General features: G+C 74.7%; 12 protein-coding genes and 1 pseudogene. 10 read left to right on the plus strand and 3 right to left on the minus strand.

From position 1 onward, the window contains the following. Positions 1–65: 65 nt before the first annotated feature. The gene (locus ACFWAR_RS01765; RefSeq protein ID WP_385772280.1) at positions 66–2012 is read right to left on the minus strand and encodes a hypothetical protein; all 1947 of its coding nucleotides are present in this window, start codon (positions 2010–2012) and stop codon (positions 66–68) included. Positions 2013–2344: 332 nt separating this feature from the next. Between ACFWAR_RS01765 and ACFWAR_RS01770 the strand changes: the two genes are divergently transcribed. The 3 genes and pseudogenes from ACFWAR_RS01770 (at position 2345) to ACFWAR_RS01780 (ending at position 5470) form a co-directional block, all read left to right on the plus strand. Beyond that, entirely contained in the window at positions 2345–2944 is a 600-nt protein-coding gene (locus ACFWAR_RS01770) for an RNA polymerase sigma factor (protein ID WP_385772281.1), read from the plus strand. Positions 2945–3855: 911 nt separating this feature from the next. Further along, positions 3856–4575, plus strand: a pseudogene (locus ACFWAR_RS01775) (IclR family transcriptional regulator C-terminal domain-containing protein); the annotation flags it as partial. A 319-nt stretch (positions 4576–4894) separates the two neighbouring features. Then, complete coding sequence (locus ACFWAR_RS01780) at positions 4895–5470, plus strand: TetR/AcrR family transcriptional regulator (RefSeq protein WP_385772282.1); 576 nt, start codon at positions 4895–4897, stop codon at positions 5468–5470. 37 nt (positions 5471–5507) lie between these two features. On the opposite strand, the gene ACFWAR_RS01785 is transcribed toward ACFWAR_RS01780, so the two are convergent. Beyond that, complete coding sequence (locus ACFWAR_RS01785; RefSeq protein ID WP_385772283.1) at positions 5508–6047, minus strand: GNAT family N-acetyltransferase; 540 nt, start codon at positions 6045–6047, stop codon at positions 5508–5510. 117 nt (positions 6048–6164) lie between these two features. Between ACFWAR_RS01785 and ACFWAR_RS01790 the strand changes: the two genes are divergently transcribed. Continuing rightward, positions 6165–7466: a M48 family metallopeptidase gene (locus ACFWAR_RS01790; RefSeq protein WP_385772284.1), complete on the plus strand. Its 1302-nt coding sequence runs from the start codon at positions 6165–6167 to the stop codon at positions 7464–7466. Between the two features lie 83 nt (positions 7467–7549). On the opposite strand, the gene ACFWAR_RS01795 is transcribed toward ACFWAR_RS01790, so the two are convergent. Continuing rightward, positions 7550–8119 (minus strand): TetR/AcrR family transcriptional regulator, encoded by a 570-nt coding sequence (locus ACFWAR_RS01795; protein ID WP_354380808.1) that lies wholly within the window; start codon positions 8117–8119, stop codon positions 7550–7552. 157 nt (positions 8120–8276) lie between these two features. On the opposite strand from ACFWAR_RS01795, the gene ACFWAR_RS01800 reads away from it, so the two are divergent. The 6 genes from ACFWAR_RS01800 to ACFWAR_RS01825 all read left to right on the plus strand — a co-directional run bounded on the left by ACFWAR_RS01800 (position 8277) and on the right by ACFWAR_RS01825 (position 14731). Further along, positions 8277–9293, plus strand: a complete 1017-nt coding sequence (locus ACFWAR_RS01800) for an agmatine/peptidylarginine deiminase (protein ID WP_385772285.1) — start codon at positions 8277–8279, stop codon at positions 9291–9293. Positions 9294–9402: 109 nt separating this feature from the next. Next, positions 9403–11073, plus strand: a complete 1671-nt coding sequence (locus ACFWAR_RS01805) for an ABC transporter substrate-binding protein (RefSeq protein WP_385772286.1) — start codon at positions 9403–9405, stop codon at positions 11071–11073. Beyond that, positions 11070–12029: an ABC transporter permease gene (locus tag ACFWAR_RS01810; RefSeq protein WP_385772287.1), complete on the plus strand. Its 960-nt coding sequence runs from the start codon at positions 11070–11072 to the stop codon at positions 12027–12029. The genes ACFWAR_RS01805 and ACFWAR_RS01810 overlap by 4 nt, the downstream gene beginning before the upstream one ends. Further along, positions 12026–12880, plus strand: a complete 855-nt coding sequence (locus ACFWAR_RS01815; RefSeq protein ID WP_385772288.1) for an ABC transporter permease — start codon at positions 12026–12028, stop codon at positions 12878–12880. Before ACFWAR_RS01810 ends, ACFWAR_RS01815 begins: the two co-directional genes overlap by 4 nt. Then, the gene (locus ACFWAR_RS01820) at positions 12877–13854 is read left to right on the plus strand and encodes an ABC transporter ATP-binding protein (protein ID WP_385772289.1); all 978 of its coding nucleotides are present in this window, start codon (positions 12877–12879) and stop codon (positions 13852–13854) included. Before ACFWAR_RS01815 ends, ACFWAR_RS01820 begins: the two co-directional genes overlap by 4 nt. 67 nt (positions 13855–13921) lie before the next feature. After that, complete coding sequence (locus tag ACFWAR_RS01825; RefSeq protein WP_385772366.1) at positions 13922–14731, plus strand: ABC transporter ATP-binding protein; 810 nt, start codon at positions 13922–13924, stop codon at positions 14729–14731. Positions 14732–14764 lie beyond the last annotated feature (33 nt).

The following is a 14764-nucleotide window of genomic DNA, read 5'->3' on the forward strand; positions in this document are numbered from 1 at the left end:
AGCAGGGACCGGCCGGGGCGGGGGTCGGGCCGCGCGACCGGAGCCGCACGGCGGCGGGATCGCGGTCAGTCGCGGCCGCCGCCGGCGCCGTCGAGGGCCGTGATCCGGGCGCCGCTCGCGAGGCGGGCGGTCAGGGTCACCGGCGCTCCCTCGGGCCCGGCGGGGGCGGTGAGGCTGCGGCCGGCCGCCTCCGCGCGGACCGCGCCGGTGGCCGTGATGGCCGCCACCTCCCGGCTGCCGGCGGCCAGTTCGTACCAGTGTCCGGCGGCCGTCCTCCACCGGGTGCCGACCAGCAGGTGCTGGCCGAAGCGGCCGCAGGCGGCGGTGGAGCGGGCCCGGGCCACGTCCTGCGCCGGGCCCGCGGGCGGTCGCAGCCGCACGAGCACGTCGCCGGGCCCGGCCCAGCCGGAGGCCCGGGTGCAGGACCAGACGGCCCGGCCGCCGCCTTCGGGCAGCTCGGACGCGGCGAAGTCCCAGACGTTGACGGCCCGCACCGCGCCCCCGCGCAGTTCCCGCAGCCCGCAGGCGAGCGGCGCCCACGCGGCGCGGGCGGCGGGACCGGTCGCCTCCCTTGGCTGGCGCGCGGGCACGGCGTTGGGCCCGTCCGGCAGTGGCGTGTAGGTCAGGTGTACGGGCGACAGCGCGCCGAGGTCGGCGAGCACGAAGGAGTGCTTCTCGACGATGCGGGTGGACGAGGTCAGCGCGAGCACGGGCCATCCGGCGCAGGCCCCGGAGGCCCCGGGCACCGCGGCGGCGGCGGTGACCCCGTCGGCGGCCACGGCCAGCGGCTGCCCGGCGTCCGCCGGCCGCAGCAGGTCCAAGGTGGCGGCCGTGGCGATCCAGGGGGCCAGCAGATAGCGGACCCGGCCGCCCGCCCGGCTCACCACGAGGGCGCCCGCGGTGGTCACCCCGGCCTCGTCGGTACGGGCGAAGTCGAGCGCCCGCTCCCGCGGCCCACCGGCGGCTTCGCCGTAGCGCACCACCCGGTCGGCGTCGAGCAGGAGCACCACGGCCCGGCCCTCGACGTCCCCGGCGTAGAGCAGTTGCGGCGGCCGCCCCGGCGGGTCCGTCGGGGTCCCCGGCGCGGCGCTCACCGGCACCTGCGCGGACCTGCTCGCCCAGGCCCCCAGCGCCCGCGCGAGCAGTGCCCGGTCCCCCGCCCGCGCACCGCGGGCGGGCCAGGCGGTGAAGTCGACCCGGGCCGTGTCGGACCAGGCGGCGGCCGGGATCCGCACCAGGCGGTCCGGGTCGAGCGCCCCGGCGGCCACGGCTCCGGCGGCGGGCCGCACGTCCGGTCCCGGCGGCGCCCCGTCGGCCACCGCGACCCCGGCGACCAGGGCCAGTACGGCGGCGGCCGCCCAGCCGACCCGCACCCGGCGGCGTCGGCGCAGCAGGTCGGTGGGCCGGGTGTTGACCACGCAGGCGTCGAACTCCGTGGTCCGCAAAAGCGTTTCGCCGACGGGCAGGGCCAGGGCCAGGCGCACGCTCTCGGCCGGATCCGCCACTCCCGCGGCGGCCAGCACCCGGACCGTCCCCGCCTCGGCGAGCCCGTCCAGCCGGTGCAGCACGAAGGCCGCGCGGACCGCCGCGGGCACCCCGCCGAGCAGCCGGGCCGTCTCGTCGATCCCGCCCGCCGGGGGCCAGAGCCTGAGCCCCCACACGAAGGGGGGCGCGGGCGGCCATCCCCACCGGGCCAGGGCCGTCCCGGGCCGCCCGCCCGGGGCCAGCGCGGCCCGCAGCACCCGGGCCCGCACCTCCCCGAGCGGCCCGCCGGGGCCGGGGGGTGCGCCGGGGCCCGGGGGTGCGCCCCCCGGACGCCCCGGCTCGTCACCGGCGCGCGCCCGGGGCAACCCCCGCTGCACCGCCCGGTGCGCGCGCAGCACCCGGGCGTGCCGCCCGAGGCCGTCGGGGAGCGTCAGGTAGGCGAGCCGTACCAGGTGGGGGTACTGCTCGACGAGGACCGCCTCGGCTGCTTCGACGGCGGTGGAGCCGAATCGCTGTGATGTGCCCACGGTCCGACAAACGAGTGAATCTTGGGATGGTCACACGCCGCGCCCGGGGCGCTCGCGGGCCGCTCGCCGGCAGCCCGCCGGAGAGCGCCCCGGAAGGCGCCCCGGCTCCGCCGGTCCGCCGCCGACCGGCCCCGACCACGGGAAACGTCCGTCGGCATATGCACAACCGTCAGTTCGTCGCCGTGCCGATCGAAGTCGATCACGAAACGCTCCGCATCGGACGGGCCGTCAACTTCCTTTCCCCGCTTGGTCCGCGGCCTTCTCGCGGCCGCGCGAACGCTGGCAGGGTGGGGGCGAGCACCTCCAGTGCCACGAGGGGGAGAGGTGGAGCGGTGAGCGATGGCGGACCGGAGGAATCCGGTGGGGCGGTGGGCCTGCCCAGCCGACGGCAGCGCCCGGCGACGCCGATGAGCCAGTGGGACACGCGGGCGCGCCTGTCGTACTGGGCCTTCCACACCGACCGGCGGCCCTCCTACATGAGATTCGCGTACCTCCAGCTGGGCTCCGACACCGACGCGGAGAACGCCGTCGACGCCACCTTCGACGCGATCATGAACGAGTGGCTCCGGATGCTCCACATGGACCGGCTGGAGGCGTACGCCTGGACCGTCCTCAAACACCGCATCGTCGATCAACAGGGCAAACGCGACCGGCGGCCGCGGCCCATGGACATCAGCGCCTTCGAGGCCGCGCTCAAGGACGCCGCCGTCGATCCGTACGACGTGCTGACCGACAGCATCCAGTTCTACTCGGCGGTCTCCCGGCTGGCCGAGCGGCAGCGCGACGCCGTGCTGCTGCGCTACGGACTGCACTGCACCACCGGCGAAGCCGCCCGCGTGATGGGCGTCGAGGAAGCCACCGTCCGCTCCCACCTCACCCAGGCGCGCCGCAGGCTCACCCGGCTCCTCGGCGGAGAGGGCGGCGCGCCATGAGCCACCACGGCGAGCACGCGGACCCCGCCGAACTCCCGGGCCCCGCCGAACTGCCGGCCCGCGCGGACCGCGGGGTCGGCGACCCCGCCCGCACCCTGGAACACTTCCTGGCCCGGGCCCGGGTCCCGGACCGCTATCCGCACTACGACCTCGGCGCCGCCGAGACCCGACTGCTGCTGCGGACCCGGGCCGCGGCCCGGGCCGCCGACGCCCGCGCCCGCCCGGCGCCGCCCGGCTGGAGCGATCCCGCGCGGGACCGGCCCGTGGAGGCCGAACAGGCCCGGCGCGACCTCAAGGCGGTCAGCCTGGCCGTGGTCTGCGGGCCCGGAGCCGCCGCCCGGCTGGGCGAGTTCATCGCGACCCGGCACGGCGACCCGCCGGGCGCCCTGGTCTTCGGCTGCCTGCTGCACCTCGCCGGACTGCGGGACGGCGCCCGCTTCTGGTGGCAGTTCGCGGCCGGTTCCGGCGCCGCGCACACCGGATCCGCCGCCTACTGCCTCTTCCTCGACCACTCCCGGCGCGGCGAACACCAGGACGCCCGGGTCTGGGCGGCCGAGCTCGCCCGCTCCGGCTACCTGCCCGGGGGGCCGCGCGACCTGCGCGAGATCCGGCTCTGCGCGCAGGCCCGGGTGCTGCGCCACGTCGACCGGTTCGAGGACGTCGACCTCGGCCCGGTGCCGCTGCCCCGCCCCGGCCTGCCCGAGGTGCTGCCCGCCTTCCTGCCCACCGCCCCGGCCCGGGAGCCGGACCCGGCGGCCGGGTCCGATCCGCGGCCGACCCCCCGCGCCCGCGCGGACGGCGACCTCGCTCCCCCGCCCCTTCCGGTGCGCCACCCCCCGTCGCCCCCGCCACCGCCACCCGCCGCGCGCCGCCGCGCGCCGGGCCCCGCGGACCCGGACACCACCGGCGCACTGACCCGGGCGCGGCGCGCGCTGGCCGTCGTCGGCGTCCTCGAACGGCACCCGCTCGGCGTCGACGCCGCCCGGATCGGGCGGGAGGCGGGGCTGGCCAGCGCGGAACTCGGCCCGCTGCTGGCCATGCTGTGCGAGGAGGGGTACGCCTGCCGCCCCGCGGCGGGCGTCTACGGGCGCGGCCCCGCGCTCGACCGGCTCGGCGCACCCGGCGGGCACGGGCTCGCCGCCCAGCTCCAGCACACCCTGGCGCTGGCCCGGGACAGCGCGGGCGCCGCCTTCTACCTGAGCCGCTACGCCGAGGGCGAGGTCCGCATCACGCAGATGGCCGAGGGGCCCGGCACCCCGCCCGTCGAGGAATGGGTCGACTTCCGCGCGGCGGCCCACGCCAGCGCGGTCGGCAAGTGCCTGCTCACCCAGCTCGACCGGGACGGTCGGGCCGACCACGTGGCGCGCCACCGTCCCGCCCGGCTCACCGCGCGGACCATCACCGACAGCCGGGTGCTCTTCCACGCCCTGGACGCGCTGGCCCCGGGAGAGCCGGTCTTCGACCTCAGCGAGTACTCCCCCGGCGTGGTCTGTTCGGCGGTCGCGCTCGCCACCGGCGGCGCGGCGAGCAGTCTGGCCCTGTCCCTGCCCGCGGGGCACGCCCACCGGCTGGGCGCCGCCACCGCCACCCTGCGCCGCAAGGCGGTACCGGTGTTGCTCGCCCTGCTCCTGTCCGGCGCGATCCCCCCGGACGGGGCGGCCGCGGCGATCGTCCCGGACTCGCCCGCACGGACCCTGCGCCACCTGCGCAGCGTCTTCCGCACCCCGCACACGCGCGCCACCGCCTCGCCGGGGCCCCACCTGGTCAGCGATCCGGCCACCGAGGCGGCCTACCTCTTCGACGCGAGTCCCCGTCCGCGGGGCTGCGACGGCCCGGCCCTCGTCCTCCCCCGCACCTTCGCGCCCCTGCCGCCGCTGGGGCCGGGGGGCGACCTCGTCGTCCTGCACACCTGACCGGGCCCGCCGGTCGCCCCGGGTAGGGTGTCCGATTGTGGCTGACCGTCGAACATCGATCATGGAGGGTGCCGCGCGGGTGATCGCCCGGCGCGGTGTGCGCGGGCTGCGCGTGGAGGAACTCGCCGCCGAGGCGGGCGTGTCCACCGCGTTGATCTACTACCACTTCAAGGACCGCGCCGGAATCCTGCGCGCGACGCTGGAGTTCATCAACGACCGGGCGGGCCGCTACACGACGGAGCGCTCGCCCGACCTCCCCCCGCTCGACGCCCGCGGCGAGCTGGAGCAGACGCTCCTGCTCGAACTCCAGGACGCGCCCGACGTCCGGGAGAACAGCACGGCCTGGGGCGAACTGCGGGCCTGCGCCGTCTTCGACCCCGACCTGCGCGACGATCTCGCCCGGGCGACCCGGGTGTGGGTGCGGGAGGTCGCCGAACTGGTCGGCCAGGTCCACCCGATGGCCTCCGAGGCGGCCCTGTCCGGTGCCGCCGAGCGGCTGACGGCCCTGGTGGAGGGGCTGAGTTCGCGCTGGCTCAGCGGCAGTCTGCCGCTGGCGCACGCCCGTGACCTGATGTTCTCGGCCATCACCGCCGAACTGGACCGCCTGGGCTGAACCGCCCCGGGCCCCCGCGCCGGTTTCGACGCGGGTCTCAGGCCGCTGTCGGTCGGGGGAGGCGGAAGAGCACGTTCGGGCGCAGCGGGCCCTCGGGCGCGTCCGGGTCGTCGAAGTCGTCGGCCGGGTCGCGGGTCATGCCGATCCTGCGCATCACCGCCTGGGAGCGGAGGTTGGTGGCCGTCGTCACGGCGAGCACCTCGGGGAGCTGCAGCACGTCGAAGGCGTGGGCCAGTACGCTCTGCGCGGCCTCGGTGGCGTAGCCGTGGCCCCAGGCCGACCGGGCGAGGCGCCAGCCGATCTCCACTCCGGCGAACGGCAGCCCCGCGTCCACCTCGTCCAGCCCGGCGAAGCCGATGAACTCGCCCGTGGCCCGGACCTCGACGGCCCACCAGCCGTAGCCGCGCCGCTCGAAGCCGGCCTCGAAGCGCGCCACGGAGGCGTCGCTCCCCTCCCGGGTGAGCACCTCGCCCAGGTGCTCGCGGACGGCGGGATCGGCGTTCATCGCCGCCCACGGCTCCAGGTCGCTGTCGCGCCAGCGGCGCAGGGTGAGGCGTTCGGTGTGCAGTGCGTTCATGCCGCCCAGCCAACGCGATCCCGCGCTCCGGGACAAACCTTTTCTCGGGACCCTGCCGCCTCGGCTACTCTGCCGTAGCCGCGCGCCCGGGGGGGGGTCCGCCGGGGAAAGGCGATCATGGAGCTCGACAGCGCGGTCAGGACGATCGAGGGGCGGTCGTGCCCCGAGTGCGGGCAGGTGCTCGACGCCGCCGACGAGCGGTTCACCGTGTGGTGCGCCGCCTGCGACTGGAACGTGGACCCGGCCGTCCCGGACCCCGAGCCCGGCCGGATCGCCGCGGTGCGCCGACGGCTGGCACGGCGGCACGGCGAGGAGCTCGCCGCCACCATGTCCGGCGGGGACCCCGGTCCGGCGCGCAGCGACGCGGCGTCGCTGCTCGCCCTGGGGATCGCGCTGCTGGTGCACGGGCTGACCCTGGTGCTGGCGGTCGCGGGGGTGCTGCTGATCGCCCTGGGGTGGGACACCGGGGTCCAGCCGGTCGCGGGCGTCGTCCTGCTGGTGGTGGCCTTCGTGCTGCGGCCGCGGTTCGGCCGACTGCCCGGGCACGGACCGGCGCTCCACCGGGCCGACGCGCCCCGGCTGTTCGAGCTGATCGACGAGGTGGCCGGGGTCACGGGCACGACCGGGGTGCACGCGGTGGTGGTCGACGGCGCCTTCAACGCCGCGGTGACCTCGTACGGACCGCGCCGGCGCCGCGTGCTGATCCTGGGACTCGGGCTGTGGGAGGTGCTCGCGCCGCAGGAGCGCGTGGCCCTGCTCGGCCACGAGCTGGGGCACTTCGCGGGCGGCGACGTCCGGCACGGCCTGGCCATCGGACAGGCCCTGCGCACCCTGGCCCTCTGGCTGGACACCCTGGCCCCCAGCCGCGCGCACTCGGTGTGGGACACCCTGTTCAACGTGGTGACGTACCTCCCGCGGTGCGCGGCCTACGGCCTGCTCCTGCTGCTGGACCGGTCGACGCTGCGCGCCACGCAGCGCGCCGAGTACCGGGCCGACCTGAGTGCGGCGCGGGCCGGCTCGACGGCGGGCGCGGTGGGGCTGATGGAACGGCTGCTCGTGGCGGGGTCGGTCGAGGACGCGCTGCGCCGGGAGCGGGTGAACGCCCAGATGAAGGGGGGCGCCGCCGGGCGGGAGGTCCGGGAGGCCGCCGAGCGGGAACTCTGGGAGCGGATCGCCGTCCACGCGCGCTCCCTGCCGGCCCGCGAGTACGAGCGGCTGCTCCGGGTCGCCGCACGGCGCGGGCACGGCGTCGACGACACGCATCCGCCGACGCACCTGCGGCGCCGGTGCCTGGCGCTCGGCGAGCCGCTCCCGGCGCGGGTGGACTACGACGACGCGCGGGCCGCCGCGGTGGCCGCGGAGCTGGCTCCGGCCCGGGCCGTGGTGGCGCGCCTGATCGTCCGCGGCGACGCGTACTGACGCGGCCGCTCCGCCGGGCGCCCGGCGCTGCGTGCGCGAGACGGCCTACGGCTGCGACCCGGTGGACCTTCCCGGTCACGGCACTAGGCGGACAGTTCGTGTTCGATCGCGTCCGTCAGGAGCTGTCGGGCGTGGTCCAGCGGCAGCGAACCGCTCAGCCAGCGGACGCTGAGGCCCTCCAGGAGCGCGGTGAGCCGCTCCGCCGCGGCCGCGTGCGCGGGCGCCGTGCCCAGGGGGCGGGCGTGGGCCAGTAGGTCCGCGATCTCGTGGACCCAGGTGTGCGTGGCCTTGGCGACGTCCTCGCGCAGCTCGGGGTCGAAGACGGCGCTGGCCCGCAGCTCGCCCCAGGCCGTGCTGTTCTCGCGCACCTCGGGGGTGTCCTGGAGCTCCAGGAGCAGGACCTGCGTCAGTTCCGTGCGGGGATCTTCCGGGTCCTGCCCGGGATCGCGCTCGGCGGTGTAGCGGTCGGCGCGGTCGCTGATGAACTCCAGGGTCCGGCGGAGGATCCCCGCGCGATCGGTGAAGTGGTAGTAGATCAGCGAGGTGGACACGCCCGCTTCGGCGGCCAACTCTCCCACGCGCAGCCCGCGCACGCCGCGTCGCGCGATCACCCGCGTGGCGGCCCTGAGTATCTCTGTTCGACGGTCTGACACGAGGGATCACTCTACCCGTGGCCGGATCGATAACTCCTTGGCCAGAAGCATTGACTGAATTTTCAGTTCGGAGGAGGATGCGGGACACATCACCGTTACGTTCATCCCCACCCTCCCTTCCGCTTCCTGCTGACTGAATATTCAAACAGGAGAGATCATGACGCGTTTCCGGATGCCCGCCGAGTGGACCCCGCACGAGCGCTGCCTGATGGCTTGGCCCACCCGGCAGGATCTGTGGGGTGCGGTCTTCGACACCGTCAAGTACGAATATGCGCAGGTGGCGACCGCTATCGCCACCTTCGAGCCGGTCACCATGGTGGCCCTGCCCGGCAGCGGGGCCGAGGCCCGGGAGCTCTGCGGCGCGGGAGTGGAGGTCATCGAGCTCCCCCTCGACGACTCCTGGTTCCGCGATTCCGGGCCGATCTTCGTGCTCGGGACCGACGGGGAGCGGGCGGGCGTCGACTTCCGCTTCAACGCCTGGGGCGGCAAGCACCACCCGTACGACACCGATGACAAGATCTCCGCGGCCCTGCTGGACCACCTCGGCGTGGAGCGCGTCGACTCGCGGATGATCCTCGAAGGCGGCTCCATCACCGTCGACGGCGAAGGAACGCTGATCACCACCGAACAGTGCCTGCTCCACCCGAACCGCAATCCGGGGATGAGCAAGCAGGAGATCGAAGCGGAGCTGATCGCCCGCCTCGGCGTCACCAAGGTCATCTGGCTGCCGTACGGCGGGCTGCTGGACACCGAGACCGACGGCCACGTGGACGGCGTCTGCGCCTTCGTCGCCCCCGGCAAGGTGCTGGTCCAGCTCCCGGACGACCCCACCCACCCCGACTACGAGCGGATGCGCGCGAACCGCGCCGTGCTCGAGGCCGCCACCGATGCCGCGGGCCGCCGGCTGGAGGTCCTGGAGCTGCCGCAGAGCGCCTTCGTCCAGGTCGACGGCAAGGAGACGGAGGTCGGCTACCTGAACTTCTACATCGCCAACGGCGGCGTGGTGGTCCCGGTCGCGGGCCTGCCCGGGGACGAGGGCGCGCTCGCCGTCATCGCCGCCGCGCTGCCCGACCGCAAGGTGGTCGGCGTCCGCACGCGGGTGATCGCCTACGGCGGTGGTGGCGTCCACTGCATCACCCAGCAGGTACCGTCGGCGGTCTCCCTCACCGCCTGACCTGCTCCTCCCTCCCCCGCGTCCGGGTCCGCACGCCTGCGGCCCGCAGCGCGCCCAACCGTCGGCCCAGCCGCCACCTCCCCCGTTGAGCATGGAAGAGAGAGCACCGATGTCCCGGTCCCGACCCCTGCCCCGGTCCAGCGCCCGCAGGTCCCCGCGCAACCGCTCCGCGCTCCCCGTCGCGGCGCTCGCCGCGCTCGCCCTGATCACCGCCTGTGCCGGTCCGCCCAAGAACGACGCGGCCACCAAGGACGCCCCGTACAAGCTCTCCGCCGGCACGCCGGCCGCCGCCGGGCCGCTGGACTCCTTCACCTGGGCCGTGTACGCCGAGCCGCCCACGCTGGACTACATCTCGGCCTTCGACTACCCGCAGAACACGATCCTGTCGAACGTCTGCGAGAGCCTGATGCGGTGGACCCCGCAGCTCACCATGGCCCCGGGGCTGGCGGAGAAGGCCACCAACCCCGATCCGAAGACCTGGGTGTACGACCTGCGCGCCGGGGTGCACTTCCACGACGGCGCGGTGATGAGCGCCGACGACGTCGTGTACAGCCTCGGCCGCCAGATGAACCCCGACAACGGCGCCGCCTGGAACAGCGAGTTCGTCAACGTCGAGAGCGTCGCCAAGACCGGTCCGCTCCAGGTGACGGTCAAGCTCAAGCAGCCCGACGCCATGTTCCCGCAGTACATGGCCACGGCCGCGGGCGTCGTGGCCTCCCGCGCCGGGGTGGAGAAGGCGGGCAAGGACTACGGCACCTCCGGCAGCCTGGACTGCACCGGCCCCTTCAAGCTGGGCACCTGGAACAAGGGCCAGTCGATCGAGCTCCAGCGCTTCGACGGCTACTGGGGCACCAAGGCCAAGTCGGCCAAGGCCGTCTTCACCTTCCTCACCGACCCGTCCGCCCGGACGAACGCGCTGCTGAACGGCGAGGCGGACGGCGGCTACCTGATCCCCACCGAGAGCTACGACCGACTGAGCAAGAGCGGGGCCGGGACGCTGTTCTTCGGCGAGGGCCTGAGCACGGTCAACGTCAACATGACCAACATGAAGGGAGTGCTCGGCGACGTCCGCGTCCGGCGTGCGCTCTCCCTGGCCCTGGACCGCCGCGGCTTCGTCAAGGCGGGCCTCGGCGGCGCGGGCACCGCCACCTCCTCGCTCACCACCAAGGCCGTCTGGGCCGGGGCCCCCGAGAAGGTCCGCGACTCCGCCTTCGCCGGCCTCCCCTCGCCCGACCAGAACGTCGAGGCCGCGAAGCGGCTGGTCGAGGAGGCGGGCGCCACCGGCAAGACGGTGGTCATGGCCACGAGCTCGATCGGGCAGGACGTCTCGCTGCTGGCGACCGCGGTCCAGGACGCGGGCACCCGGATCGGGCTGAAGGTCCAGCTCAAGACGATCGCCCCGAACGCCTTCACCTCGCTGTTCACCGACCCCGCGGCGCGCGAGGGCATCGACATGTTCCCCGAGACGTACTACGACTCCGTCACCGACCCGATGGACCTGCTCAGCAACTTCCAGACCGGGGCCTACCAGAACTACGCGGGCTACAGCGACCCGGCCTACGACGCGCTCGTCGACAAGGCCAAGTCCACCTACGACACGGCCGAGCGCATGACGACCGCCGCCGAGCTGCAGAAGAAGGCGGCCGACCAGCTGCTGTGGATCCCCGTCGCCGAGTGGCCCACCGCGGTCTTCCTGGGCAAGCGGATCACCGGGGCACCGACCACCATCTCCTACCTCTACTACCCGTGGGCGGCCGACGTCGGGGCGGCCGCGCGATGAGCTTCCTCAGATTCGCCGTCCGACGGCTGGCCGAAATGGCGGCCACCCTGCTCTGCGCCTCCTTCGTGATCTTCGGCGCCATGTACCTGGCACCGGGCAACCCGGCCAGCTTCCTGCTGGGCGGCCGGTCGGCCTCCCCGGAGGCGCTGAAGGCGATCAACGCGCAGTACCACCTGGACGACCCGTTCGCCGAGCAGTACGTCCGCTGGCTCGGCCAGGTGCTGCACGGCGATTTCGGCCGCTCGATCACCTACCGCACCGACGTGTCCCGACTGCTGGCCGACCGGCTGCCCAGCACCCTGCTGCTGATCTCCATGGCGCTGGTGCTGGTCGTGGTCCTCGGGCTGCTGCTCGGCTGGATCGGCGCGGTGCGCGGCGGCGGCGCCGACGCGACGATCCTGGTCACGACCACCTTCGCCATCGGCACCCCGTCCTTCGTCGCGGCGGTCCTGCTCCAGGGCCTGTTCGCGGTGAAGCTGCACTGGTTCCCCACCGGGGGCAGCGGCGACGGCCCGCTCGACATGCTGTGGCACCTGACGCTGCCCGCGATCGCGCTCGCCCTCTACCTGATCGGCATGCTCGCCCGCGTCACCCGCGCCTCGATGCTCGACGTCCTCGGGCAGGAGCACGTCACGGTCGCCCGCAGCCGCGGCGTGTCCGAGGGGCAGGTCATCCGGCGGCACGTGTTCCGCAACGCCCTGGGCACCGTGCTCACCACCGGCGGGCTCATCGTCTCCACCCTGCTCGTCTGCACCGTCCTGGTGGAGTCGGCGTTCAGCGTGGGCGGCATCGGCCAGCTCCTCGAACTCTCCACCACCACCAAGGACTTCCCCACCGTGCAGGCCATCTCCCTCATCATGGTCGGGCTGTTCATGACGGTGAACCTCCTCGTCGACCTGATCCACCCGCTGGTCGATCCCCGGGTCTCGCTCGGTCCCGGGAGGTCCGCCGCATGAGCACCACCTTGATCCGCCGCCCGGGTTTGGCCCGGATCCGGACCGGCCGGGCCCCGCTCGCGCTGCTCTGCCTGGGCTTCGTCGCCGTCGTCGTCTGCCTCGCGGTGCTCGCCCCCTGGATCGCCCCGTACGACCCCAACGCCGTCGACCTGGGCAACGCGCTGGCCGGTCCCTCCGCCGACCACCTCCTCGGGGTCGACGCGTCCGGCCGCGACACCTTCTCGCGGCTGGCGCTGGGGGCCCGTACCTCGCTCCTCGGACCGCTCGGCGTGGTCTTCTTCTCCACCGTCGTGGGCGTCGCCATCGGTACGGCCGCCGCCTGGCGCGGCGGCTGGCTGGACTCCGTCCTGTCCCGCAGCACCGAGCTGGTCTTCGCCTTCCCCGGCATGCTGCTGGCCATCCTGATCGTCTCGGTCTACGGCGAGGGGCTGCTCGCCCCCGTCATCGCCCTGGCCATCGCCTACCTCCCCTACGTCAGCCGACTCACCCGTTCCCTGGTGCTCGCGGAGCGCGCCCGGCCGTACGTGGAGGCGTACCAGGTGCAGGGGCACTCGGGGCTGCAGATCTGCCTGCGCCACGTCGTCCCCGCCGTCGCGCCGGTGGTCCTCGCGCAGTCGACGGTCAACTTCGGCTACGCCCTCATCGACCTCGCCGGCCTCTCCTTCCTGGGTCTGGGCGTGCCCGCCCTCACCCCCGACTGGGGACGCATGGTCTTCGACGGCAACGCGGCCATCCAGTCCGGCTACCCGCTCTCCGCGATCATCCCCTGTGTGACCATCGTGCTGACGGTGGTCGCCTTCAACGTCGTCGGCGAGCGCTGGGCCGACAAGGTCGCCAGGAGGGACCGATGAACACCCTCGACATCCAGGGGCTGCGGCTGCACCTGCCGAACACCGTGCGGCCGGTGCTCGACGGCGTCGACCTGACCGTGGGCGTGCGCGAGACCGTGGCCCTGGTCGGCGAGTCCGGCTCCGGCAAGACGCTCACCTCGCGCAGCGTGCTGCGGCTGCTGCCGCCGGGCGCCCGCACGGAAGGGTCCGTACGGGTCGTCGGCGACGACGTCCTCACGATGTCCTCCGGCAGGCTGCGCGCCCTGCGCACCAGCACGGTGGCCATGATCTTCCAGGACCCGCGGGCCGCCATCAATCCGATGCGCCGCGTCGGCGACTTCCTCACCGAGAGCCTGCGGCTCACCGCCAGGATGCCCAAGCGGGCCGCCGAGGAGCGGGCGGTCACGATGCTGGACGCCGTCGGCCTCGGCGCCGACCTGCTGCGCAAGTACCCCGGCCAGCTCTCCGGCGGCATGCTGCAACGGGTCATGATCGCGGCCGCCCTCATGGGCGACCCGGCCCTGATCCTCGCCGACGAACCGACCACCGCCCTCGACGTCACCTCCCAGGCCGAAGTCGTCTCGCTCCTGGGCGACCTGCGCGAACGCTTCGGGACGGGGTTGCTCTTCGTCACCCACGACCTCGGACTCGCCGCCGCGATCAGCGACCGGGTCTACGTGATGTACGCGGGCCGGATCGTCGAGACCGGCCCCGCCGAGGCGCTGTTCGCCGCGCCGCGCCACCCGTACACGGCGGCGCTGCTGGCCTCCACCCCGCGCCTGGACGCGCCGCAGGGGCGGCTCGCCGCCATCGAGGGCCGGCCGCCCGGCCTGCGCGAGGAGCTGACCGGTTGCCCCTTCGCCGCGCGCTGCGCGTACGCCACCGAGGTGTGCGCCGAGGAGGCGCCCGCCCTGCTCCCGGTCGCCGGCGAGCCGGGGCGCGGCACCTCCTGCCATCACAGCGAGCAGCTCGCGGGAAAGGTCGGTCATGGCTGAGACGGTGGTGAAGGTGGTGACGACGGCGCGGGGCGCCGCGGCGCCCAGCCCGGAAGGAGAGCCGCTGATGAGCGGGAACACCGACGCGAACGTCCTGGAGGTCGTGGACCTGCGCCGGGCCTACGGGGGCGTGCGGGCCGTGGACGACGTGTCGTTCGCCCTGGCCGCGGGCCGGTCGCTGGGCATCGTCGGGGAATCGGGGTCGGGCAAGACGACGACCGCCCGCATCGTCGTGGGCCTGGAGCGGGCCGACAGCGGGCGCGTGCTGATCAACGGCCGGGACCGCGGCGGCCACCGGCGCGGCGCGGCCGCCCGGCTGGCCCGGGCCCGCGAGGTGCAGATGGTCTTCCAGGACCCCTTCCTCTCCCTCGATCCGCGCACCACCGTGGGCGGTGCGCTCCGCGAGACCCTGCGGTTGCACTTCCCCGGTACGGACCACGCCCGGCGGATCGCCGAGCTGCTGGAGCAGGTCGGCCTCGGCGCGCGGGAGGCGGACGCCCTGCCCCGGCAGCTGTCCGGCGGGCAGCGCCAACGGGTGGCCATCGCCCGGGCGCTGGCCGTCGAACCGGCCGTCCTCGTCCTCGACGAGGCGGTGGCCGCGCTGGACGTGTCGGTGCAGGCGCAGATCCTCAACCTGCTCTTCGACATCCGTGCGGAGACCGGGATCGGGTACCTGTTCATCACGCACGACCTGGGCGTGGTGCGCTGCGTGACCGACGACGTCATCGTGATGCGGCGCGGTCGGATCGTGGAGGCGGGTCCGACCGCGCAGGTGCTCGCCGACCCCCAGCACCCCTACACCCGGCTGCTGTTGGAGTCCGTGCCCCGGCCCGGCTGGGATCCGCGGCGGATCGCGGCCGCCCGGCGCGCCCTGTGAGGGGCGCGCGCTAGGGCGGCGGGGGCGGCCGGC

It is taken from the genome of Streptomyces sp. NPDC059917, assembly GCF_042730635.1.
In the GTDB taxonomy this organism is placed as follows: domain Bacteria; phylum Actinomycetota; class Actinomycetes; order Streptomycetales; family Streptomycetaceae; genus Streptomyces.

Excerpts from the sequence above, each read along its gene's own strand:
- ACFWAR_RS01810 (WP_385772287.1), top strand. The coding sequence starts at position 11,070 with ATGAGCTTCCTCAGATTCGCCGTCCGACGGCTGGCCGAAATGGCGGCC.
- ACFWAR_RS01820 (WP_385772289.1), top strand. The coding sequence starts at position 12,877 with ATGAACACCCTCGACATCCAGGGGCTGCGGCTGCACCTGCCGAACACC.
- ACFWAR_RS01785 (WP_385772283.1), bottom strand. The coding sequence starts at position 6,047 with ATGAACGCACTGCACACCGAACGCCTCACCCTGCGCCGCTGGCGCGAC.
- ACFWAR_RS01800 (WP_385772285.1), top strand. The coding sequence starts at position 8,277 with ATGACGCGTTTCCGGATGCCCGCCGAGTGGACCCCGCACGAGCGCTGC.
- ACFWAR_RS01790 (WP_385772284.1), top strand. The coding sequence starts at position 6,165 with ATGGAGCTCGACAGCGCGGTCAGGACGATCGAGGGGCGGTCGTGCCCC.
- ACFWAR_RS01805 (WP_385772286.1), top strand. The coding sequence starts at position 9,403 with ATGTCCCGGTCCCGACCCCTGCCCCGGTCCAGCGCCCGCAGGTCCCCG.
- ACFWAR_RS01825 (WP_385772366.1), top strand. The coding sequence starts at position 13,922 with ATGAGCGGGAACACCGACGCGAACGTCCTGGAGGTCGTGGACCTGCGC.
- ACFWAR_RS01815 (WP_385772288.1), top strand. The coding sequence starts at position 12,026 with ATGAGCACCACCTTGATCCGCCGCCCGGGTTTGGCCCGGATCCGGACC.